18 protein-coding genes are annotated in these 22913 nt (G+C 48.3%); 10 read left to right on the forward strand and 8 right to left on the reverse strand.

Going from position 1 to position 22913, the window contains the following annotated elements; translation table 11 throughout:
- Position 1: 1 nt before the first annotated feature.
- Positions 2–1750: a RagB/SusD family nutrient uptake outer membrane protein gene (locus tag DF182_RS13640; RefSeq protein ID WP_161964137.1), complete on the forward strand. Its 1749-nt coding sequence runs from the start codon at positions 2–4 to the stop codon at positions 1748–1750.
- Positions 1751–1924: 174 nt separating this feature from the next.
- Here DF182_RS13640 and DF182_RS13645 read toward each other — a convergent pair whose 3' ends face one another.
- From DF182_RS13645 to DF182_RS13655, 3 genes are all read right to left on the reverse strand, one after another.
- Entirely contained in the window at positions 1925–3376 is a 1452-nt protein-coding gene (locus DF182_RS13645) for a Gfo/Idh/MocA family protein (RefSeq protein ID WP_113616151.1), read from the reverse strand.
- A 142-nt stretch (positions 3377–3518) separates the two neighbouring features.
- Positions 3519–4208: a gluconate 2-dehydrogenase subunit 3 family protein gene (locus DF182_RS13650; RefSeq protein WP_113616152.1), complete on the reverse strand. Its 690-nt coding sequence runs from the start codon at positions 4206–4208 to the stop codon at positions 3519–3521.
- 47 nt (positions 4209–4255) lie between these two features.
- Positions 4256–5995: a GMC family oxidoreductase gene (locus tag DF182_RS13655; RefSeq protein WP_113616153.1), complete on the reverse strand. Its 1740-nt coding sequence runs from the start codon at positions 5993–5995 to the stop codon at positions 4256–4258.
- Positions 5996–6078: 83 nt separating this feature from the next.
- Here DF182_RS13655 and DF182_RS13660 point away from each other — a divergent pair, with 83 nt between their 5' ends.
- On the forward strand, positions 6079–7548 hold the full coding sequence (locus DF182_RS13660; RefSeq protein ID WP_113616154.1) for a gluconokinase: 1470 nt from the start codon (positions 6079–6081) through the stop codon (positions 7546–7548).
- 63 nt (positions 7549–7611) lie between these two features.
- Here the strand turns inward: DF182_RS13660 and mutL are convergent, their stop codons facing one another.
- Positions 7612–9513 (reverse strand): DNA mismatch repair endonuclease MutL, encoded by a 1902-nt coding sequence (mutL, locus tag DF182_RS13665; protein ID WP_113616155.1) that lies wholly within the window; start codon positions 9511–9513, stop codon positions 7612–7614.
- 321 nt (positions 9514–9834) lie between these two features.
- Between mutL and msrB the strand changes: the two genes are divergently transcribed.
- Both msrB and DF182_RS13675 read left to right on the forward strand, forming a co-directional pair.
- Entirely contained in the window at positions 9835–10320 is a 486-nt protein-coding gene (msrB, locus tag DF182_RS13670; protein ID WP_113616156.1) for a peptide-methionine (R)-S-oxide reductase MsrB, read from the forward strand.
- 83 nt (positions 10321–10403) lie between these two features.
- Positions 10404–11420 (forward strand): SRPBCC family protein, encoded by a 1017-nt coding sequence (locus DF182_RS13675; protein WP_113616157.1) that lies wholly within the window; start codon positions 10404–10406, stop codon positions 11418–11420.
- 46 nt (positions 11421–11466) lie between these two features.
- Here DF182_RS13675 and DF182_RS13680 read toward each other — a convergent pair whose 3' ends face one another.
- A complete protein-coding gene (locus DF182_RS13680; RefSeq protein WP_113616158.1) occupies positions 11467–11742 on the reverse strand; it encodes a YciI family protein in 276 nt (91 codons plus the stop codon).
- Positions 11743–11964: 222 nt separating this feature from the next.
- On the opposite strand from DF182_RS13680, the gene DF182_RS13685 reads away from it, so the two are divergent.
- The 4 genes from DF182_RS13685 to DF182_RS13700 all read left to right on the forward strand — a co-directional run bounded on the left by DF182_RS13685 (position 11965) and on the right by DF182_RS13700 (position 16063).
- Positions 11965–13749, forward strand: coding sequence for a DUF4836 family protein (locus DF182_RS13685; protein ID WP_113616159.1), 1785 nt, complete (start codon positions 11965–11967; stop codon positions 13747–13749).
- Positions 13750–13851: 102 nt separating this feature from the next.
- Positions 13852–14511, forward strand: a complete 660-nt coding sequence (locus tag DF182_RS13690; RefSeq protein WP_113616160.1) for an ATP-binding cassette domain-containing protein — start codon at positions 13852–13854, stop codon at positions 14509–14511.
- Positions 14512–14520: 9 nt separating this feature from the next.
- The gene (locus tag DF182_RS13695) at positions 14521–15717 is read left to right on the forward strand and encodes an FtsX-like permease family protein (protein WP_113616161.1); all 1197 of its coding nucleotides are present in this window, start codon (positions 14521–14523) and stop codon (positions 15715–15717) included.
- Positions 15718–15739: 22 nt separating this feature from the next.
- The gene (locus DF182_RS13700) at positions 15740–16063 is read left to right on the forward strand and encodes a Dabb family protein (RefSeq protein WP_113616162.1); all 324 of its coding nucleotides are present in this window, start codon (positions 15740–15742) and stop codon (positions 16061–16063) included.
- Here DF182_RS13700 and DF182_RS13705 read toward each other — a convergent pair whose 3' ends face one another.
- The 3 genes from DF182_RS13705 to DF182_RS13715 are packed head-to-tail and all read right to left on the reverse strand — an operon-like array spanning position 16064 to position 20992.
- Positions 16064–18622: a DUF3857 domain-containing protein gene (locus tag DF182_RS13705; protein WP_161964138.1), complete on the reverse strand. Its 2559-nt coding sequence runs from the start codon at positions 18620–18622 to the stop codon at positions 16064–16066. It abuts the gene before it with no gap.
- A gap of 28 nt (positions 18623–18650) precedes the next feature.
- Positions 18651–19745 (reverse strand): DUF2891 domain-containing protein, encoded by a 1095-nt coding sequence (locus tag DF182_RS13710; RefSeq protein ID WP_245957436.1) that lies wholly within the window; start codon positions 19743–19745, stop codon positions 18651–18653.
- 11 nt (positions 19746–19756) lie between these two features.
- A complete protein-coding gene (locus tag DF182_RS13715) occupies positions 19757–20992 on the reverse strand; it encodes an NAD(P)/FAD-dependent oxidoreductase (RefSeq protein ID WP_113616165.1) in 1236 nt (411 codons plus the stop codon).
- Positions 20993–21132: 140 nt separating this feature from the next.
- On the opposite strand from DF182_RS13715, the gene DF182_RS13720 reads away from it, so the two are divergent.
- Both DF182_RS13720 and DF182_RS13725 read left to right on the forward strand, forming a co-directional pair.
- Entirely contained in the window at positions 21133–21432 is a 300-nt protein-coding gene (locus DF182_RS13720) for a YbaB/EbfC family nucleoid-associated protein (RefSeq protein ID WP_113616166.1), read from the forward strand.
- Positions 21433–21654: 222 nt separating this feature from the next.
- Positions 21655–22875 carry a PepSY-associated TM helix domain-containing protein gene (locus tag DF182_RS13725; RefSeq protein ID WP_113616167.1) on the forward strand — a complete coding sequence of 407 codons (1221 nt, stop codon included), beginning with the start codon at positions 21655–21657 and terminating at the stop codon, positions 22873–22875.
- Positions 22876–22913 lie beyond the last annotated feature (38 nt).

The raw sequence follows: 22913 nt of genomic DNA on the forward strand, positions 1-22913 counted from the left end.
CATGAAAAAATTAAACATCATACAATATCTGGCAGTGGCGGCATTATTGTACTCCACTACCGCATGTAACAAGGATTTTCTGGAAAAGAAGCCCCTGACAGAGTATCAGGAGTCGGAGGTATGGCAGGACAAAGGGCTGGTACAGGCGTTTGTGAACGACCTGTATGTGCAGATGCGCCCCGGATTTAATGAAGTAATGCTGTCATCCATGACCGATGAAAGCCGGTTTATTCACGACTACAATACTTCCCGGGTAGTACAGGGCAATATCTCTCCCGATGATATAGGTGCACTCAATGATTTCAGCCGTTGGGACAACCATTATAAAGAGATACGTAATTGTAATATGTTTTTTGAGAAGATTGATAACGTGCCGGTAGATGATGCCACCCGTAATACGATGAAGGGAGAAGTTCATTTTATGCGGGCCTGGTACTATCAAATGCTGGTGAAGTATTACGGCGGGGTGCCACTGGTCACAAAAACATTCAATGTAAAAGGTGATGAGCAGGAAATCCTAAATATCAAAAGAGCGACGTTTGAAACCTGTGTGAAGTTTATCGCTGATGAGTGTGACAGCGCTGCTAAATTGTTGCCGCTGTCTTATGAAGGGATAAAAGACAAGGGTAGGGTAACCAAAGGTGCTGCTATGGCCCTGAAATCAAGGATATTGCTGTTTGCTGCCAGTGATCTGTTTAACAAACAAGTGAAAAGCCCATTGATGGGTTATACTACCGGGGATCAGATGGCCCGTTTCCGCCTGGCCAAAGATGCGGCCAAAGCGGTAATGGATCTGGGTATCTACGAACTATATCATCCTACTGATTCAGCAGCAGAAAATTACAGCCGTATTTTCCTGGACAAGGATCATAAGGAGCTGATTTTTGTTAAACAATATGACAAGGCTTTATTGGGCACTAGCCATGATCTTTACAATGGTCCTAATGGTTATCATAACTGGGGAGGCAATGTGCCACTGGAAAACTTTGTTTCCGGCTATCAGATGAGGGACGGCTCTGCTTTCTCCTGGTCTAATGCTGCACAGGCGCAGGCGCCCTATGTAGGCCGTGATCCGCGTTTTTATGCTACCATCCTGTATGACGGCGCCAAATGGAAGCCTCGTCCCAAAGATGGTGCGGAAGTAGATCCTGTAGGGGTAATCCAGACAGGTAAATATGAACCCAAAAATGGCGGCGTAGACAGTGTGTGGGGCCTCGATACACGTAACAGCACCATCGAAAACTGGAATGGTACATTCTCCGGGTATTATATGCGTAAGTTCATGGATAAAAACCTGGATGCGCAGTTTTTCCGTGGTGACCAGAACTGGATCTTTATTCGTTATGCAGAAGTGCTGCTGAACTATGCAGAAGCCAGTATCTGGCTGGGAGAGGAGGCAGACGCATTACCGGTGTTAAACAGTGTACGTACCAGGGCTGGTATGCCGGCGACAGCAGCTACCGGAGATGCGTTGAAAGACATGCTTAAATATGAAAGACGCTATGAGCTGGCGTTTGAAGAACACCGTTTCTTTGATGCCCGCAGATGGATGACAGATGCAATGACGGCGTTTAACGGCAGTGCCAAAGGTATTGAAGTACTGGGCTCCATGATAGCTAACCACCCGTTTGTATACCGCCCTGTCAGCATACAGGACCGTACTTTCAGGGAGAAAGATTATCTGCTGCCTATCCCTGCCGCAGAGATCCGGAAGAACAGCAACCTGGAGCAACAAGTTCCCTATAAATAACGTCCCAGGGCTGAAGCCCTGGGCTAATATAGATTCATATTAAGAACTTCAGAATTAGCTCTGGGCTTCATATCCCGGGCCTCGAAAATAGCCCAGGGCTTCAGCCCTGGGAAAAAAAATGCAGCGAAGCGCTTCGCTGCATTTTTTATTTAAAATATTTAATCCGGATCAGCATCAAACGCCCAGAGACCAGCCGTCGCGATAAGTACGTTTCACGAACTGGTTGGCTTCATCGAAGTTGGTGATCTTCATATTGGCGCCGTCCCACAGCAGTTTGATATAACGGCCGGGGTAGTCGTATCCTTTTCCGCTGGCTTTTGGCTTGCGGAGGTCGAAGCTGCGGATGGCGAGGTTGGCCATCAGAATGCTTTCTGTTAGCGGACCGGCGATATCAAACGGAGAGCTGAGTGTTTGGGCTTGTTTGCTGTTGTAGCCGGCGATGGCTGCATTTACCCATTGAACGTAGTGACCTTCCGGTACACGGGCGATGGTTTGTGGCACTTTTACTTCGTTGGTGCGGGAAGTAGGCAGCAGCTTGGGGTACATGCCGTAGGTACCGCACATCATCTTGCCTTTATCGCCGATGAAGATGGCGCCGTTGCCACCGTCACCCATGACTTCATTAGGTCCCAGTTCTTCCGGACGTTCGGGCTGAATACCACCATCCATCCAGTGCAGGGTGATTTCTTTGCCGTTTTTGCCCGGGAATTTCATGATAACATGGGAAGAAGGAGGGCAGCTTTCGGGAAAGTAACCACGGGTAAACTCGCCCACATATACACTACCTACGCTGCATTCCACAGAAGTGGGGTAACCCAGGCCCAGTACACGGAAAGGAGGTTCGATGATATGGCAACCCATATCGCCGATGGCACCGGTACCATAGTCCCACCAGCCACGCCAGTTGAAAGGCACGAGGTTATCCACATAATCCTTTTTGGGAGCGGTTCCCAGCCACAGGTCCCAGTTGAGTTCTTTCGGGATGTCTTTCTTTTCGGTAGGCCATGCAATACCTTGTGGCCATACAGGGCGGTCTGTCCAGCAGTAAACAGTATGTACATCGCCGATAAGGCCGGCATTGTACCATTCCATCAACTGACGTACACCGTCGCCGGATGAGCCCTGGTTGCCCATCTGGCTTACCACTTTATGTTTTTTAGCGCCCTGGGTGAGCATACGTGCTTCATAGATGTCGTGGGTCAGAGGTTTCTGAACATACACGTGTTTGTTGAGCTGCATGGCGCCCATGGCTGCTACAGCGTGCTGGTGGTCTGGTGTGGACACAGATACCGCATCAAAGTTTTTATGTTCTTTATCGAACATTTCCCTGAAGTCAGTATAGAATTTGGCTTTAGGAAATTTCTTAACGGCATCGGCTGCACGACGTGTATCTACATCGCAGAGGAAGGTAATGTCGGCAGGGCCTTTGGCAAATTCGGAGATATCACCGAAACCTTTACCACCAACACCGATACCGGCTACACGGAGACGGTCGCTTGGTGCTGTAAAACCTCTACCCAGTACATGACGTGGAACGATCATAAATCCGGCGGCGGCTAATGCACCGTTTCTCAGGAATGATCTGCGGGATACCTGGTTTGTCCCGCTCTTTTTTTCTGGAACCATGAGTGATAATAGTTTAATAGGTACTTGTTGATTGCGGATAAATGACGAATCGCGGATTGGAGAGCTAAGATAAAAGGTGAAACCAGATTTTTATATCCACTTATCATTTCCACCGCCAGATTCGTTCATTCATAACGTTTATTTAATCCCAGGTCATGATCTTGCCTCTGTCTTCGATTTTGAGGCAGGTGGCCAGGGTTTTTTCGTCGTAGGCATAACCATACTGTTTCAGCACATCAGCAGGCACACCATCCCACTCGTTAGGAGTGTTACCTACATATCCGAGGTCCTTGATACCTATTTTGCTGGTAAAGAAACCGGTGGCGGTAAGATTACGCATACGGTTGAAGAAGGCAACGCCCTGTGTGTTTTCGGGGGCGGCTTTTTCAGGGTAGGCGATAAGGTCTACCATCTCGATACGTTGTTCCGGGCTGCACGCTGCAAAGGACTTATTATAACGTTTGGCACATTGTACGTCGAGCCAGCGGAGGCCGCCGCGCATGGGCAGCTGGTGGTCGGGCATATCTTTTACAATGAACTCAATGAATTCAGGAACCTTAGCATCAGAAGCGCTGCCGGAGTGTTCATCAGCGGGGATGATAATATCAGCCAGGATGGTGATGGTTTTCATTTCTTCAGGTGTGAAGAATTTATCTTCCATCAGGGCCTTGTCTCTTTTGGCTTCGTCCGGTGTGCGGCCATAGCCGGGCGTATTGGCGGCTGTTTTTTTGTCACCGCCGGTTTTGTTGTCTTCACAACCGGTGGCAGATAAGATGGTGCCTACAGATAAAGTTCCCAGCGCAATGGCTCTAAGGGATTCTCTTCTATCCATGTTATATTTTTTATGCGCTCATCTTCATAAAATGAGTGCCTGCATGATTAAATATTCTGTTTCTTCAGCTGGTCTACAATATATTCGGATGCTCTCATGGAGAGTGCGAGGATGGTCCAGGTTGGATTTTTGTCTGCCTGTGATACGAAGGCGCCGCCATCCACAACAAACAGGTTTTTCACTTCGTGGGCCTGATTGAATTTATTGAGTACAGAAGTAGATGGGTTATCGCCCATACGGGTGGTACCCACTTCATGGATGATACGGCCGGGATTTTCCAGCCCGTACAGTGTTTCCGCGCCTGGTTTGTTGCCGGAAGGTACACCGCCCATTTCGAGTATCAGCTGCTCGAAAGTATCCTGCATATGTTTGGCCTGTTTGATCTCGTGGTCGGTCCAGGTGTAGTGGAAGCGCAGCACGGGAATACCGTACTTGTCTACTACGTTGGGATCGATTTCGCAGTAGTTGTCTTCCCGGGCAATACATTCTCCTCTGCCGGCGAAGCCGATGTGGGCACCGAAGAAGCGGCGGTAGTCGTCTTTCAGGGAAGCGCCATAGCCGCCTGCTGTTTTGGGTTTGCCATCGCGGCCGGGATATTTGCCGTTCATGTTTTCCATGCCGAAGCCGAAGCCGTAGGAAGGCATATGCATGCCGCCACCCATTTCGATATGGTAACCACGGGCAAAGTCCAGTTTTTTGTTATCACCCCACCATGGAATGTAAAGATGCATGCCGCCAACACCGTCTTCGTTGTAACGTTTGCGGTCCATGAGTGCGGGAATGAATCCGCTTCTGGAGGCGCCGGTAGAGTCGTGGAGGTATTTACCTACTACGCCGCTGGAGTTGGCCAGACCATTGGGATGTTTGGCAGATTTGGAGTTGAGCAGGAGTCTGGCCGATTCGCAGGCACTGGCTGCCAGCACTACTACTTTGGCATTGACAGCATATTCCTGCATATCTGCTTTGTCGATATAGGCTACACCGGTAGCTTTACCACTGTTATCGGTGAGCACTTCCCTTACCATCGCGTTCGTATATAGGTCAACGTGACCACTTTTCATCGCGGGTTTTACCAGTACAGAAGAGGAGGAGAAGTCGCCATACACAGTACAGCCGCGGCTACACTGGCTGCAGTAGAAGCATGGGCTGCGGTCTTTATTGACGGAGCGGGTGAGGATAGACAGTCGTGCCGGAATAACGGGAAGGCCCAGTTTTTCACCGGCTTTTTTTACCATCAGCTCGTGCAATCTTGGTTTGGGAGGAGGGAGGAAAAATCCGTCTGGTTCGTTGGGCAGGTTTTCTTTGGAGCCGAATACACCGATCAGCTTATCTACCCTGTCATAATAAGGTGCTACATCCTGGTAACTGATAGGCCAGTCGTCACCCAGGCCATCATAACTTTTGTGTTTGAAGTCGCGTTCGCCGAAACGAAGGGAGATGCGTCCCCAGTGGTTGGTACGTCCACCCAGCATACGGGAGCGGAACCAGTCGAATTGGGTGCCGTTTTTCCTTGTGTAGGGCTCTCCGGCAATTTCCCATCCGCCGTAGGCGGCGTCGAAGTCTCCAAAGGGGCGGGTTGTGCTGGCACCTCTTCTGGGTGATTCATAAGGCCATTTCAGTTGTGTGGCCTGCTCCGGGTCTGCCGGATCATACTTGGGCCCTGCTTCCAGGAGCGCTACTTTCAGACCGGCTTCCGATAATATTTTGGCTGCCATGCCGCCGCCGGCACCGGAACCAACAATACAAACATCATAAAGCTTTGCCTGTTTTTTAATTTCAAAAGCCATTTGCGTGGAAATTTTTAGACTTTATTTAAAGAACACCGGTTTTAAATCTATAAATTAAATGTTGAAAAAGTAGTCTTTTTTTTATGAGTGAACAGACACCTTACATCATCGGTGTAGATATCGGTACCAGCAGTGCTAAAACGATTGGGCTTAACATACAAAACGGGGCTGTCAGCGGGGTATTTCAACAGGCTTATCCCACTCATTACCCACAACCGGGATATGCGGAGCAGGACCCACTTCTGTTGCTGGATGCCGTCAAAACCGGTATTAAAAACGTAGTGGCCGAAGCAGGGTATCCTCCTGCTGCTATCGCCTTCAGCAGTGCTATGCACAGCATCATGGCAATAGATGTCAACGGGGAAGTACTTACACCACTCATCATCTGGGCAGATAACCGCAGCGAGCCACAGGCCCTGGCCCTACGCAACAGCCCTTCAGGCAAACTGTTGTACCAGCAAACAGGTACGCCTGTTCATGCGATGTCGCCCCTTTGTAAGCTACGTTGGATGCAGGAACAACAACCCCACCTGTTTGCCCGCGCCGCTATTTTCTCCGGCATCAAGGAATTTATCCTGCACCATTTTTTAGGGAGATATGTGACTGATCACTCCATTGCCTCCGCCACCGGATTGTTTGATATTACCACATTGCAATGGAGCGCCGAAGCCCTGCATTATGCGGGCATTACGGCGGCGCAATTGCCATCGCCGGTGCCAGCCAATACCCGGCTGACAGGCCTGCTGCCTGCAGTAGCAGCTGAACTGGGCGTTCCGGCCGATACACCGCTGATCATCGGGGGGAGTGATGGATGTCTGGCACAATTGGGTAGTCGGGCGCTGGACGCAGGGCATGCTACCATTACTATCGGCACCAGCAGTGCTGTGCGCATGGCGGGTTCCAGGCCGCAGACCGACGCGCAGGAACGGCTGTTTACCTACCTCCTGACCGATGAAGTGTATATCACCGGCGGTGCCAGCAACAATGGCGGCGCCCTGCTGCAATGGCTGGTAAGAGACTTTTTGCAGCAGCCCCTTACCTCCCTGCCATCTCTGGTAACAGCAGCCCTGGAGGCCGATACGGGCGGCCTTATATGTTTACCTTATCTGTTGGGTGAAAGAGCCCCCATATGGAACAGCCACGCCACGGCGGCTTTTATCGGGATTAGGCCATTTCATAAGGCGGCTCATTTTATGCGGGCGATGCTGGAGGGGATCTGTTTTGCTTTGCTGAGCATCAAATCAGCATTGGAGGAAACAGCAGGACCTGTGCAACGTATTTCAGTCAGCGGTGGTTTTACCGCCACTCCGGGCTGGATACAGCTGCTGGCCGATATCTTTGGGCAGGAGATGGAGTTAAGCCAGCAAAATGATGCATCTGCTATAGGCGCTATCATGCTGGCGGCCAGAGAATTGCAGCTTCCCTGGCCAGGAGGGGACAACCAGCCGGCCAACACATTTTATCCTGATAGAAGCCTGTATGCCGGCTATCAGCAACGATACCGCCGGTTTCTCCGGCTATACGAAGTGCTGGAAGAAGTGGAGCCACAATAAGCAACAAAATAGCCCAGGACTAAAGTCCTGGGCCCTATATTTTATCAATAAAATATGTAATGCTTAATTGCCTCGTTCAAACATCCTGGCCAGATCGGTGAGTTTGAAGGAGATGAAGGTGAATTTCCCTCCTGGCGCGATGTTCGGCATACTGCAGGCAAAGAGCTCATCGATCATGTTCTGCATTTCGCGGGCAGACAATATTTTACCGGCCGGGATGGAATTGTTGCGGGCCATGGAGCGGACCAGCTGTTCACGGCGATCTATTTTGAGGTCTCCGAAGTGTTTGAACTGTTCCAGCAAGCCTTCGATGGTGGCCTGGTCGTTGCCTGACTGCATATCAGCAGGGGTGCCACGTACTACAAAGGTATGGTTGCCAAACGGTTCCAGCTCATAACCCAGTGCCTGTAATTCAGGAAGCATTTCGGCGACCATTACCGCATCTGCGGGAGGCAGCTGCAGGGTCTGGGGGAACAGGCTTTGCTGGGTGGCCATGGGGGCCTCTTGCAGGGCACGCATATAACGTTCGTAAAGGATACGCTCATGGGCGGCCTGCTGGTCTATCAGGATAAAACCGGATTTTATCTGCGACAGGATATATTGTTGGTGCACCTGTACCGGTACTTTCTGGTCGGCTGCGGTATCCTGCCAGCGTTCATCGATCACGGAGGCGGTGGAAGGAGCCTGACTTTCGTAGGTAACGGCCGGGCGGGTTTCCGGCTCCACAGTGTAGGAGCTGATAGTATATCCGTCGGTGTTAGGTGTTGTTTTATTGCTTTCGTACAGGTCTTTCCAGTGTTTCAGATTGCTGCTGTTGCTGCTTTTGTCAATCATGTGGGCCTGGTTGGCCTGAGTAAAGGATTTATAGAGAGGAGAATGAGTATATTCTTCCTGCTGTTGTGCGGTAAATGGTTTGCTTACAGCGTCCAGTGCCTGTATGCTGGGATCCAGGTCAAAGTCCAGGGTGGCGGTCACATTGAACTGGGCCAGGGCATGTTTCACAGTGGCCTGAATGAACGCATACATCACTTTTTCATCATCAAACTTGATTTCCTGCTTGGTAGGGTGTACGTTGATGTCCACATGTTCGGGGTTGACATCAATAAAAAGTACATACAGCGGGAAACTGTCTGCCGGGATGATATCTGCAAAAGCGCTCATGACTGCATGGTGCAGGTAAGGGCTTTTGATATAACGGTTGTTGACAAAAAAGAACTGGTCGCCGCGGGTTTTTTTGGCGGTTTCCGGTTTACCGACGAAGCCGTAAACGTTCATATAGTCGGTACTCTCCTTTACGTTTACCAGCCGGGAGTTATATTGTTGTCCGAGAATAGCGACGATACGTTGTTTCAGAGAACCTTTATCAAGATGGAACAGCTGCTGGTTATTGCTTGTGAGCGAAAACTGCAGTTGTGGATAAGCCATGGCTACCCGGATAAATTCATCTACAATATGCCGCATTTCGGCCGCATTGCTTTTGAGGAAGTTTCTGCGGGCGGGCACGTTGAAGAACAGGTTTTTCATGGCGATGCTGGTGCCTTCTGCAGTTTGGCAGGGCTCCTGCTTTTTCACCAGGCTGTTGTCAATTTCTACGTAGCTGCCTACTTCGGCGCCTTTTTTACGGGTTTTGAGCTCCACCTGGGAAACGGCAGCGATGGAAGCCAGGGCTTCCCCCCTGAATCCCATGGTCCGGATCTGGAAGAGGTCGTCTATGGATTGTATCTTGGAGGTAGCATGTCGTTCGAAGCACATACGGGCATCTGTTTCGCTCATACCACCACCATTATCGATTACCTGCACCAATTCCTTGCCTGCATCTTTTATGATCAGCTGAATCTCGGTTGCTCCTGCATCTACTGCATTTTCCAGTAATTCCTTTACCGCTGATGCCGGTCTTTGTATCACTTCTCCTGCAGCTATCTGGTTCGCTATATTGTCTGGTAATAAATTGATAATGTCCGCCACTTAACTAGCCTTTTGGCGTAAAGTTAATAATTTATACGCAGTTGCTCGCGGGTGATTATCAGACTGTTTTAAACATTTAAGCACGAGATTTGCTAAATACCCGGTTGATTTGCAGGATTTAACAATCCGTGAAGCTGGTTCATACGTAATTTATTAAGAGAAAAAATATTCATCAGGCCAACAGAGAAACACAATGATAGTGTTAACGACAAGTTAACGAAAAGAATCACCGTGTATGAACATACGGAATCTGATAATTTTGAGCATGTTATATTAGTCACCAACTGTACTTACCCGCGCAAAAGCGTAAAAAAGAATTCAATGGAAGAAGGAAAAAAGAGGGGAGACGTATACTCCCATTCGGACACCAGCAAAGTGAACCTGACGGACGACGAATGGAAGAAGATATTGCCACCGGAAGTATACAACATCGCCAGAGAAAAAGGAACAGAGTGGGCATTTACCGGCAAATACTGGAACAGCAAGGAACCCGGAACCTATTACTGCGCTGCCTGCGGACATCCGCTTTTTGTGTCTGATGCCAAATTTGAGAGTAGTTGCGGCTGGCCCAGCTTTTTTGAGCCGGTTGCCAAATCCAGTGTCATCTATGCCCCCGACAATAGTCATGGCATGTATCGTACCGAAGTACTGTGCGGCCGCTGTAAAGCACACCTGGGCCATGTTTTCGATGACGGCCCTCCGCCAACAGGACTCCGATACTGTATCAATTCCGTGATCCTGGACTTTGAACAAGCTGCTGCTGCCGACAAACATTATTCAGAAAAAGAAGAAAAAGAAAAAGAGTAACCCGAATCATTTACCCATGATGCGATGCTCCTGCGGTCACACGATAAAAAAACGTATTTTTATTGTAATCAACCCCCGGAGTTATGAAAGTCTTAAAAACACTTGCCTGGATAGTAGGTATTCTCTTGCTTGTTCTTATCATCCTCATTTTTGCTGCCCCTACCCAGATACATGTTGAACGTTCGGTGGAAATCAATGCCCCCGCCTCCATCGTATGGAATAATATTGTCCGGTTCGAGAAGTTTAACCAATGGAACACCTGGAAACAGATGGACTCTACCGCCGTATACACCATTTCCGGTGATGACGGTACTGTGGGTGCAATTGATGCCTGGAAAGGAAAAAAAATAGGAGAAGGTCAACTACAACATCTTTCACTGGACCCCTACAAATCCATCCAGCAAAAGCTGACTTTTATATCACCATTCAAATCTGAATCGGACGTTTTTTTCCAGCTTACCGAAGCTGCAGGTAAAACTAAGGTGGTATGGGGCTTCGATGCCCGTTACGGCCGGCCCCAGAATGTGATGGCGCTTTTTATGAAAGGTGCTCTGGAAAGTGATTTTGCCAAAGGACTGGATAACCTCAAAAAAATGGCGGAGGCCGACACGAGGGGGCCTGGTACCCCGACGGGGATGAACGTCACCGTTAGAGAAATGGATTATCCTGCCACGACCTATGCCGCACTCAGAAAAACCATCCCCATAAAAAATATTACCAGCTACTACCGCAATAACCTGAGTAAGATCTATGAAGCGGCCACAGCAGCTAGGCTACAGCCTGGCGTGCCTTGCGGGCTCTTTTTTACCTGGAATAAGGAGAAACAGGAAACAGATATGGCTGCCGCTATCCCCGTACCGGAAGGCAGCACACTGGGGCCTGGCTTTGAAATCATCAAACTCCCGGCTGCTAAAGCAGCTTATGTAGAATACTACGGCCCTTACGATAAAATCGCCAACGCCCACGTGGCCATTCAGCAGTTTATCGAAAAAAAGGGCAAAAAAATAATCCCGCCAACAATTGAGATGTATGTGACATATCCAGGCAAAGAAAAGGATAGTAGCAAATGGCTGACTAAAGTCATTTACTTTATGAAGTAATAATCAGAGAGAGAAGAGAATACGAAGCTGGCACTACTGATGAAAACTATTTTTCGGCTATGGAGGCGTAAGTCGGCTCAAATTCGATGATCTCATAAACAGCCAGCTGGTTTCTTTCCAGCGGATCTTCACTCATGATCTGTTCCACTTCTCTACGGCTCGACGCCTGACAAAGAATCAGCGAACCGGATTTAGGCTTCCTTCGACCAGACAGGATAAACTTGCCGTTGTCAAAGTATTTCTGAAGGAACGCAGTATGCGCTTCCATAAAGTGCTCCACCGCCGCTACAGGGCGGATGTATTGCAGAAGGATCAGGTACATAAAGGTTTTTCGATGGTTTTAAGTGTTAGTCTCATAGTAAGCAACAAAGGTATTAACTATATTGATAAGAAAATATTGTAGGTACTCCCGGAAAAAATAGGGACATATAAGCTACAAAAATATACGTACTTTTGCAGGAATTATATACCACGATAGTGGGAATGTGCAGCAGTGAATGATTCCTGCCCCCTGTAAGTCAATTTTTTAATTTTTATATCTTTTATGAAAAGAACAATTTCCAAAGTTTTGTTAATCGCTGTTACAGCAGCGGTAGCGCTGTCGTCCTGCTCCAAAGTGCCGGATGTGAGTAAACACATCCCTAAAACAGCCAGCGTAGTTGTTGACCTGAATGCGAAGGAAATTACCCAGAAACTGGCTACCAACGGCCTGACCATGGATAAAATCTTCTCCGCTGTACAAACCAAAGATACAGCTAACGATGTAATGAATGCCTGGAAAGATGCTGAAAACTCCGGTATCGATCTGAAAGGCCATTTTTTTGTTTCTTTCGTTTTCAACGGACAACCAGAAGAACATAAATCCTACCTGAGTGCTACCGCCAGCCTCTCCGATGCAGATAAGTTTGAAGCCTTCCTGAAAAAAAGCAAGAAAAACTTCTCTCTGAAAACAGGGAATGAATTCAAATATGCTGTTGAAGAAGATAACAAAGGTGTGGTAGCATGGAACAAATCTACCGTTATCTACATCGCAGCCTTCGATCCAGAAGAAGGACTGAACAAATACAACCCTGCAGGAACTCCCGGCCTGCCTGGCGTTGACGATGGTGAGATAGCAGCAGACTCTGCTGTAGCTACTCCTGCCGCCCTCACCTCAGGTGATGACGAAATCACTAAAAGCCTGATAACAGAAGTAGATCACCTTTTCCACCTGAAAAAAGATGAAACTGCTGGTTCTATCGAACCATTTGCCAAGCTGCTGAAAGCAAATGCCGACATGGGCGTATTTGTAAACGCTGAAGCGATCAGCAACAGCGGCAGGTTTGCCATGATCCCGGCCAACGTTAAAAAACTGATGGAAGGCACCTTCTATACCGGTATTGTCAACTTCGAAAAAGGCAAAATCGTAGCCAATGGTTCCTACTACATGGGTAAAGAAGTAGCCAGCATCTACAAAAAATATGGCAAGAAGGAAATCGATATGAGCATGCTGAAGAAATATCCTTCTCAGAATATCACCGGTTTCGTTTCCTACGCTTTTGATTTCCACATGATAGGTGAGATCATCAAATCCACTGGCATGGACGGTATCGTAAACATGTTCCTGGCCAGCAAATCCGGCCTGGCTATGGATGATATCCTGAACGCATTTGAAGGTCAGCTGACTTATGTCGCTTCTGACTTCGGCATCCAGAAAAAAGAATCCAAATATTTCCCTGGCGAATTTACCGAAGAGCCTTCCGCTAAATGGATCTTCAGCCTGAAAGTAGGTAATAAGGATGCCTTCACTAAAGTGATGACTTCTCCTATGCTGAAAGAGATCTTCACTAAAGAAGGTGACCACTACGTTCTCAGCAACCCGATAATGGCTGCTGGTATGCCGCCGCTCTCTATCACCGAGAAATACATTACTGTAGGCTCCGACAGCGTACTGCTGCAGGATTACCTGGCTGGCAAAGGTAGTATCAAACTGCCTGAAGGCATCGAAGGCAAAATAAAAGGCAGCATGATGGGCGGTTATGTAGATCTGGAAAAGATTATCACCTCCATTCCTGAAGAGAAAGCTGATGACGCTGACAGACCTATGCTGGTTAAGCTGAAAGGCCTGATGAAAGATATGACCATGGTGACCAAACCAGCTAACGGCGACGTTTCTGAGTCAGAAGTAATCCTTAACTTCAAAAACAAGGATGAAAACAGCCTGGTGCAACTGATGAACTTCGGTACCGAAGCGGCTAAGATCATGGAAGCTAAAAAAGCAAAGAATAAAGCAATGGAAGATAGCCTGTTCGCTGCACCAGTGGATACAGCTACCACCATTATTAAATAATTACGCATCACGAATTACTGGCGAAGACCGAAGCACTAATGATCGCTTCGGTCTTCGCTTTTTTATTCCTACATCCGTACCAATTCGTAATTTGTCATTCAAATGAAGCGTATGCAAATTCAGATAGAGAACCTGATGCCGATCCCACTGAAGGATAAACTCCTGCAGCGGACCTCCGGTATCTGGAACCAGGAGGTGACCTTCAGCCCTGGGAGTTTTGTAAAAATAAAAGCCCCTTCCGGCACCGGGAAGACCACACTGGTGCATTACCTCTACCACATCCGTCAGGATTATACCGGCAAGGTGCTGGTAAACGGACAGCCCTGGCAGTCTTACAGCAAAAATGAACTGGCTGCCATGCGCCAGCAACAGATCAGTATTATCTTTCAGGACCTGCGGCTGTTTGAACAGCTGACAGCCGTGGAAAACATCTCTCTGAAAAGAGTCATGTTGGCTAATCCCTACTGCAGCGAAGAAAAAATCAGGGAAATGGCTGCCAGACTCAATGTAACGCATGTGTTGCAACAGAGCAGTAAAACACTGTCCTACGGGGAGCGGCAGCGGATTGCCATCATCAGGGCCCTGGTACAGCCTTTTCAATGGCTGCTGATGGACGAACCCTTTAGTCACCTCGATGAAGAAAATGCCCGCCGCGCTGCCGACCTCATCGCTGAAGAGTGCAAAGCCCGCAATGCCGGGTTTATTTTAACCGACCTGGATAATGACCATCATTTTCAATATGATGTACATTATCAGCTTTAATGTTTTTCCATGCGTCCTTTTTTCGAACTACTCAAAAAGATCATACATACCGGCATCGGCAAAAGCCGCTTCCTGATGGCCTCCGTTGGCCTCGGTATCGCTATGTTGCTTATACTGGTGGCTATACAGGTACATTCCAACTTCAGCCAGCTGTTGTACAGCGCCAAAAACCAGAACGAAACCGCCGATTTCCTGGTGATCAATAAAAAAATCACCAATGCCATCATGGGCCAAAGCGGCAAAAGTGCCTTCACACCTGAAGAAATAGCACAGGTCAAAGCTCAGCCTTTCGTACAGGCCTTCGGGTTAATTACCTCCAGCCGCTTTAAAGTAGTGGTGCAGGCCCCCGGTGATCTGCATTTTGCAACTGATATGTTTTTTGAATCTGTCCCCGACAGTTTCCTGGATGTAAAAGATGAAGACTGGAAATGGAACACCAGCGACCATACCATTCCCATCATCCTGCCCAGCGATTTTTTAAACCTGTACAACTTCGGCTTCTCCCTGAGTCAGGACCTACCCCAGATATCACAGGAGACCGTCAAAGCATTGCCCCTCCAGGTGGTCATCTCCAATAACCTCAGTTCCGAACCGTTTACGGGGCATGTGGCAGGCTTCTCGGACAGAATATCCTCTTTCCTTGTACCCGCATCCTTTATGAACTGGGCTAATGAAAAATATGGTACTACCCGGGAAGCGCCTGTTTCGAGGGTGATCATCAAAACTCCTGACCCGTCAAACCCGGCACTGGTGAAGTTCCTGGACGATCACGGATATACCACCAACCAGGATAAGCTGAAGTTCAGCAAAACCAGATTGATTGTACAGACTATCGTATCTGTAATCGGATTTTTCGGGCTCATATTACTGTTGTTTGCCATGCTGGTATTCAGTATGTTCATACAGCTGATCATCGCTTCCTGTAAAAAGGAAATCCAGCTGCTGGTGATGCTGGGAACAGCTCCCCGTCAGTTAAAACGTTATCTGCTGAAACAATTTGTGCCTTTGTACATTATTATAGGGGTGGTATGCCTGCTGTTGCTCACTTCTTTACAGTATGCTACAGCAACGGTACTGGCAAAACACGACATGGTGGTAAGTACCTGGCCCGGCCCTGGTGTATTTGCAGGTGCCTTGCTGGTGCTGGGTTTGGTGTATCTGGTGAATCTGTTGACAGTGACCCGCTATGTCAATAAAGAATCCTGATTAAATTATTAAATCATATTGCATGAAAGCACTGGATAAAAAACTGGTACATGTGGTAAACTTCTATCTCAAGCCCGGACTGTCAGAGGAAGATAGAAGGCACTTTGAGGCGGGGCTTAGCAGTTTGCATACCATCGATGAAATCAAAATTTTTAACGTTGGTAAGCCAGCGCCTATAGACGACCGGCCCACCATCGATAAAAGTTATGATTACTGCCTGCTCTGTGTTTTTGAAGACATTGAAGCACACGATGTGTATCAAACCCACCCGGTACATCTCAGTTTTATAGAGAAGTGCAAACAGTATTGGGCTAGAACAGTGGTCTTCGATTCTGAAACCATCTGATTAGTCCCGCAACAATGCTGGATGCGGCATGATGAACGTTGCTTTGGCACGCGGAGACATCCGTAGATAAGGTATCCACAAAGCCATTCTGGCCAGTGGCCATACAAGAGAATCTTGTCCCCAGATGTTTTTCTGCGTGCCCCCCTCTCCAAAGTAGTAATCACTCAGATGATTGCCCGCAAACAGATACAGGATGGTGATAAAATAATAGGTTGCCAGCGCAAAAGGAAATGTATCCCTTCTGTTAAAGAACAACACAGCCAGTAATATAGCATAACACAGCAGAAAGGCTTTGATGATGATTTCTCCGATCAGATAAAGCTGTACCAGCGAGATGTTCCCCAAATCCTTACGACTGGACACCGTTACCCATACATCATATTTAAATACGTCCGCATTACACAGATACCAAAAATCAAACATGGGTGAAAATACCAGACCGATAGCTAGCAGCGATAGCCAGCCCCCGATGGGCAAAGGTTCCAGTGGATGCTGCACCGGCAGTATGGAGTGCCTGTAATAGAGGATAGCCAGGTGAGAGAAAACAGCCATGGCCAGCAAAACCAGTACAATAGCCAGCCAGTTGCCCTGTACTGCCGGACGGTTGGGAGCACGCATAAATGCCGGTTTATAGGTCAGGTCCAGCGAAGTAGTGCCTTGTATTTCCTTTATCTCCCGCGTATATTGATGGAGAAAGGCTACCGGCACGTGGTCCTGGAAAGTTTTCAGCTGATAGGAAAGGATAATCTGCTCACCTTTCACCGTGGAGGTGAAATCAAACTGATAATATTCGTTTTTGAAATGTACCGGAGATTGATCCAGTGACCATTGAACGGGGGTATGAATGATGACCTGATAGTCCTGTTGATAAGGATAACGGATGGCCAGCGGTGTTTTCCTTTTTTCATCCGTCATATAGGGTAATATATCCGATGGAGACTGAGCGGCCAGAGAGAACAGGAGTTTGTTGGTACTGCTGTCCTTTTTCCAGAGATGATGGATCAGATAACTTTCCCGGATGCGGAGGATGTTACTGTCTGGGTCATCGTGCAGCAGGAGAGAGTCTTTGGTGGTTATTTCCCCATAAAATTTCTGGTAGAAGCGGAGAAAGGTTTTCTCTTTTTCCCAGATGCTGGCAGACGCCATCGCGGCCCTTTGTGCATCAGCGTCTTCTTTGAACCAGGATGTGGTGACCTGCAGAGAGCCATCTTGTCCTTCTGCTTCCGGGAGCGTGAATTTTTCCCGGATTACCAGCTGCCCGCTGTTTTTTTTGAGGATAGGCGTCAGCTGTGTAGTGGTATCGGTGATCACAAGGGCTTGCTGATAATCAGGTTCGCAGAAGCCCGCCAGCTGTCCGCGCTGATAGGAGATGGTGGCATCGAGCCAGTAGGTTTTGCCCCCAAGAGTAGCATATACGATGGCATGGTTAAAAGCGGTGGGTGAGGGCAACAGGCTGCTGACAGTCCCTTTCGTATCAGTATTAACATAAGCCATGCGGGCATTGATACCGTTGGCGTTGAGCAGGGTGCACAACAGCAGGGATTTGTCTTTACAATCACCGAAACGTTGCGCCAGTACTTTGTCGGGAGCGTTGGCACGATGGGAATATTCTCCCATTTCTATACCCATATAGCGGATATCGTCCTGCACAAACCGGAGCGCCTGCCGGAGGTAGGTTTCCGGGTTGCCGCCGGAAGATTGTTTCAGGGCCGTGATCTTGCGTTTGACTGCCTCTCCGGGAGAAGGGATGGTGTTGACACCTTGTGCCCATTGCGCTACTTCTTTCCAGTTGTTGTATTCACTGATCTGTATACGGACAAAAGGATTATACCAGGAAGGCTGGTTATTGGTATTGTCGGTCTCCTTTTGTTCAATCCTGTTCCATTCGTAAACGGTAAGCCCTTGCCAGCTGCGCTGCTGAGGCATGGCGGCGTTATTGAATGGTTTGAAGTACAGTTTTCTTTGCGGGTTGGTGATAATGTTATTGTAGTAATTGACAATAGGTTCCAGGGTTACCTGATAAAGCCGGACATCTATTTTATTGTCGAAGATAGGGTTGGTGCCGGTAACGGAGAAGCTGTATTCTATCTGGTCGCCTTTACGAACATCTTCGAGGATGAGGAAGGCGGTATAGGTGCCGCTGTAGATAAAGCGGGACAGATCCTGTTCCTGCTGCAGCACTTTAAAGGAGGCGGTTGGCAGACGGTTTATTTCCTGACCATTCCTTCTGATGATGATGCTGTGGAAGCTCAGTTTTTCGTATTGAGGGTTGTAGTTGACAGATATCTCTGAGCCGTTTTGTATGCCGGCTTCTGATACGATCTGCCGGATATAGTGATGGTAGGTAGTTTTCAGTTCTGCGTGTTGCTGTTCTTCTGCCAGCAGGAGGTAGTATCCATCGACGATGTTGTTGGCATTGGGTTTTTTATGCAGGTCGGGTTGCCAGGGTACCAGCCATGATGGCCTGGGACTGGTATTGATGTGGGTGTTTCGGGCTGTTGTTACTGCGGGCAGGAATGCCAGCAGTAACAACAGTAGTCTGCTCACGGTATAGGTCATCGGGTAGGGGTTTTTAGCTTGTGCGGTATTACTGCTGCTCCGCGGTGAGCAGGTATACCGCAAAGGAAGCCAGCCAGTGTTCGCCGGCATAGTCTCCGCTGGCGATCTGTGGAAAAGATGTCAGCAGGTGTTTGTTGGCGAGGGCCTGGATGGCCTGTTGGTTTTTGCCGCCATGGCGTGCGATGGCTTCAAGGCACCAGGTGCGGCTGAGATTGAGGCCGTCGAGGTGAACGAGTTTGCCATCAGTACGGTCTTTCACCTGGCCGGGCTGCAGAATGGTGATCGGATTTTTGAACAGGCCTGGTAAAAAAGCGTATAGCCATGGGCGATATTCTTTTTCAGGCATGATACGGCGCATCAGGTCAGCTTCTTCCAGGCTGGGAGACAGGAAATCGTAGCCACCTGGTTCCCATTCAATGGGAGCATTTTTATCTTTTGCATAGAAACGCATTGCTGCGTCATGGATGGCTGTCTGCAAGGCCTGGTCATGGGTTGTTTGAGCATAGTCCCAGGCGAGGCACAGGCCGAAAGCCAGGTTGGTATGTTCACCTACGCGGATGGGATACATCAGTTTACCCAGGAAGTCGATATAGGATGCTGCGAAATGGCTGGCGAGGGGCTGTACGTTGCGGCTCAGTTCTTTGCCCAGAGGGTCGTTCCAGGTAAGTAGCTCCCGTTGCAGCTGCAGCAGCCAGCTCCAGCCATAAATACGTTCGAAGCTTTTGTTTTCCTTGCTTTTAAACAGCTGTAGTTCTGTTTGAATATTGGCTGCAGAAAGATGTTGCGCCAGCCGGGAACGGATCTCGGCAGCCCTTTCCATGTCAGGGTACATTTTCAGGAGGCGTACCAGCATCCAGTGGCCATGTACACTGCTATGCCAGTCGAAGCAGCCGTAGAAAGCCGGATGATAGGAGGAAGGAGCGCCCAGCAGGGTGCTGTCCGCAAATACAATCCCTGTTTTGTAAGGATACTGCAGGTCGAGGCACTTCAGGGGAAGGGCTGCCAGCTGGTTTGCTGTATGGACCGTCATTTTAGGCAGCTGTTCGTGGCTCATTTTATTCGTTTGTGCGTTGATAGCAACCGGGAATAATAAAAAGATGGCAAGTCGGGTGATGGATCTCACGGAAAAACAGATTATCGGTTAAATAAAAGCTTCACATAAAACATGGGATTACCCAGTTTTTTCCGCAGGTCTACCTCGTGGAACATGCAAGACATCAGGTCTTTCAGCTGTTTATTGCGGGAGCCCATTTTCATAAGCAGATTAAACAACCACGGGTATTTAATCAGTTTCTGCAGTTTGGTGCTGACTTCCAGTTCCGGGCCGAGGATGCGGTATACATCGAGGTCGTAGGCATCGAGGAAACTATCGGAGAAGTCGTTGGCCGCAATGGCAGCTGCAGCCTGTCTGGCTGCAATCTGGCCGGAGTAGAGTGCATTGCCGATACCTTCGCCGGTAAAGGGATCTATCAGATAACCAGCATCACCGATCAGCATATAGCGCTCTCCATGCAGCTTTCTTTTTTTACTGCCCAGGGGAAGCCCGTATCCTTCGATATTGCCAATAAGTGTCGAATCTTTAAACCGCTCTTTCATCACCGGGTCGGTGGCGAGTGTATCGAGCATGAGTTTTTTCAGGTTCACTTTTTTGTTGCGGGTGACGCTGCTGAGGATACCCACTCCCACATTCGCTTCGCCATTGGGAAGCGGGAATACCCAGAAATAGCCGGGCAGCATGCTTTTCAGGAAGTGTAGTTCAATGAAACCATCAGGATTGAGGTTGGAAATACCTTTGTAGTAAGCCCGGATGCCGGCTACATAATGTTCCGGTTCCATTTTAATACCGGCAACATCTTTGGTAAAAGAAGAATGAGCGCCGTTGGCCACCAGCACCAGGTCTGCTTTTACCTGGAACTTACCTTCCTTATCGGAAAGATGATATCCATCTTCCTTCAGTTCATATTTATCGATGCTAACCCCTTCGAATAAGCGGATTTCTGGGCGGCGTTTTAATTCTTCTACCAGGAAGTTATCAAAGTCGATGCGTTTGCAGACGAAGCCGCGGGGATCATTTCTGTTGTTCTGGTAATCCAGTCTGTAGGGGATGTCCATTCCGATACGATTAGGGGCAACAAATGTCACACCCCAGCTATCCATTTTAAAGGCGGCCTGCTGGAGGCGCTGACCGATGCCTTTGTCTATACGTTCCAGGATAGTCAATACTTTTCCACTTAATCCATCTCCGCATACCTTGTCTCTCGGGAAAACCGCCTTATCCACCACAATACATGATATCCCCAGTTGTGCCAGTTGTAATGCGGCACAGGCGCCACCAGGTCCGGCACCTATAATACAAACTTTAGTTTCCATTTTTTGTTGATAGTATTACCTGATGGTAAGATACGTAATTGTTAGCGGTACGTATTTATATTATTAAAACATTGCATGTCAAAACCCTTGTGCTGACAGCAGGTAAACACTTATCTTTACGACCTTAAAAAACAAAAGTTATGTTTGATTTATTTGGCAAGTTGACGCAGATCCAGCAGAAAATGAAAGAAGGTAAAGAGCGTCTGGCAAAAGTTACGCTGGAAGCCGAAGCCGGCGATGGTGCGGTAAAAGTAGCAGTAGATGGCAACCGTCAGGTAAAAAGTATTGAAATAGCGGAGCGCCTTTTTGCTCCTGAGCATAAAGAAGAAATGGAAGATCTGCTGCTGACAGCGCTGAACAGAGCCCTGAAAGATGCAGAAAACTCCTGGGAAGCAGAAATGAAGAGCGCTGCCGGCGGTATGCTGGGTGGATTGCTGTAGTCCCATCAAGCATTGAACAGAAGATGCTGGTCATTGATAAGAGGCAAAGCAGGGAGGAATTAAACATATTTAGAATAAGTTTAATCTTTTCTGCTTTGTTTCTTCGTTTTTCTTCTCTTCTTTGTTCCCTGCATAAAAATTCCGGATTTCGTAAATCATTTTCCCGCCTCGCCCTTATATTTCCCGCGCAAGGTTGTTTTTTTGTGGTTGGATCAATCTAATATGAAAGTTTTTTTTCGCCGTATTCACTTATACCTGGGGCTGACGGCAGGCCTGGTTATTACCATCAGTTGCCTGACTGGTGCCTTGCTGGTATTTGAAAAAGAATTGACAGAAGCGTTTAATCATGACCGTTATTATGTACAGCCGGAGAAAGAAAGGCTTCCGCTGGACAAAATAGCTGAAATGGTGAAGCAGCAGGTACCAGGCGCAGGTGTCGCCCGTATACAGGTATATGCAGACCCTTCCCGCTCACTGGCTGTACAGCTCGAAGAAGGAAAGAAAGGCGAAAAGAAGGAAATGAAGGGAGAAGCTCCCCGTGCAGAAGGTAAAATGGGCGAAAAGCCCGCAGGCAAAAAAGGAGAAGCACCTAAAAAAGCAAAGGGCCGTACCGCCTTTGTGAACCCCTATACCGGTAAAGTCATTGAACTATATAGTTACCAGCAAACATTTTACTACCAGATATTTTCTTTACACCGCTGGCTACTGGCCGGAGATACCGGTAAGATGATCACCGGCGCGAGCACACTCATCTTTTTCTTTATTCTGATCACCGGCATTATATTATGGTGGCCCAAGACCCGCAAAATTTTACAGCAGCGCCTCAAAGTAAAGTGGGATGGCGGCTGGAAACGGTTGAACCATGATATGCACGTGGTGCTTGGGTTTTATGTCAGCATTTTCCTGTTTGTAACGGTGTTTACCGGACTTACCTGGTCTTACGAATGGTTCAGCAAGGGACTGTACGCCGTACTGGGCACCTCTCCCAAGGCTGCTGAGGCGCCAGTATCTGCGGCTGTTCCGGAAACAACCGGGAAGGTCTCCTATGAGGCAGCACTGGCACAGGTAAAACAACAGGTCCCTGATGCGCAGTATTATGCCGTAGCTATGCCCAAAGACAGCGCCGCAGCGGTACAGGTAACACTGCTGCCCGCCAGCGCCCTGCACGAAGGAGCTACCACCAGTTATTACCTCGACCAGTATAGCGGTCAGGTGCTGCAATCGCAGACTTTCAGTGAAAAGAATCTGGGTCAGAAAGTACGTAGTACGATCAAACCGCTGCATACAGGTGCTATCTTCGGACTGCCGTCTAAAATTTTTGCTTTGCTACTGGCTTTGCTGGGCGCCACTTTCCCCACTACCGGCACTATCCTGTGGATCAACAGGACCATGAAGAAAAAGAAAGCTACTAAAAACAAAAGGGAAGCGGTCACCCAACCTTGATGGCCGTGATACCCCTGATACCTGCGTAGTATCAGCGA

It is taken from the genome of Chitinophaga flava, from assembly GCF_003308995.1.
Lineage (GTDB): Bacteria > Bacteroidota > Bacteroidia > Chitinophagales > Chitinophagaceae > Chitinophaga > Chitinophaga flava.

Excerpts from the sequence above, each read along its gene's own strand:
- DF182_RS13640 (WP_161964137.1), top strand. The coding sequence starts at position 2 with ATGAAAAAATTAAACATCATACAATATCTGGCAGTGGCGGCATTATTG.
- DF182_RS13645 (WP_113616151.1), bottom strand. The coding sequence starts at position 3,376 with ATGGTTCCAGAAAAAAAGAGCGGGACAAACCAGGTATCCCGCAGATCA.
- DF182_RS13650 (WP_113616152.1), bottom strand. The coding sequence starts at position 4,208 with ATGGATAGAAGAGAATCCCTTAGAGCCATTGCGCTGGGAACTTTATCT.
- DF182_RS13655 (WP_113616153.1), bottom strand. The coding sequence starts at position 5,995 with ATGGCTTTTGAAATTAAAAAACAGGCAAAGCTTTATGATGTTTGTATT.
- DF182_RS13660 (WP_113616154.1), top strand. The coding sequence starts at position 6,079 with ATGAGTGAACAGACACCTTACATCATCGGTGTAGATATCGGTACCAGC.
- msrB (WP_113616156.1), top strand. The coding sequence starts at position 9,835 with ATGGAAGAAGGAAAAAAGAGGGGAGACGTATACTCCCATTCGGACACC.
- DF182_RS13675 (WP_113616157.1), top strand. The coding sequence starts at position 10,404 with ATGAAAGTCTTAAAAACACTTGCCTGGATAGTAGGTATTCTCTTGCTT.
- DF182_RS13680 (WP_113616158.1), bottom strand. The coding sequence starts at position 11,742 with ATGTACCTGATCCTTCTGCAATACATCCGCCCTGTAGCGGCGGTGGAG.
- DF182_RS13685 (WP_113616159.1), top strand. The coding sequence starts at position 11,965 with ATGAAAAGAACAATTTCCAAAGTTTTGTTAATCGCTGTTACAGCAGCG.
- DF182_RS13690 (WP_113616160.1), top strand. The coding sequence starts at position 13,852 with ATGAAGCGTATGCAAATTCAGATAGAGAACCTGATGCCGATCCCACTG.
- DF182_RS13695 (WP_113616161.1), top strand. The coding sequence starts at position 14,521 with ATGCGTCCTTTTTTCGAACTACTCAAAAAGATCATACATACCGGCATC.
- DF182_RS13700 (WP_113616162.1), top strand. The coding sequence starts at position 15,740 with ATGAAAGCACTGGATAAAAAACTGGTACATGTGGTAAACTTCTATCTC.
- DF182_RS13705 (WP_161964138.1), bottom strand. The coding sequence starts at position 18,622 with ATGACCTATACCGTGAGCAGACTACTGTTGTTACTGCTGGCATTCCTG.
- DF182_RS13715 (WP_113616165.1), bottom strand. The coding sequence starts at position 20,992 with ATGGAAACTAAAGTTTGTATTATAGGTGCCGGACCTGGTGGCGCCTGT.
- DF182_RS13720 (WP_113616166.1), top strand. The coding sequence starts at position 21,133 with ATGTTTGATTTATTTGGCAAGTTGACGCAGATCCAGCAGAAAATGAAA.
- DF182_RS13725 (WP_113616167.1), top strand. The coding sequence starts at position 21,655 with ATGAAAGTTTTTTTTCGCCGTATTCACTTATACCTGGGGCTGACGGCA.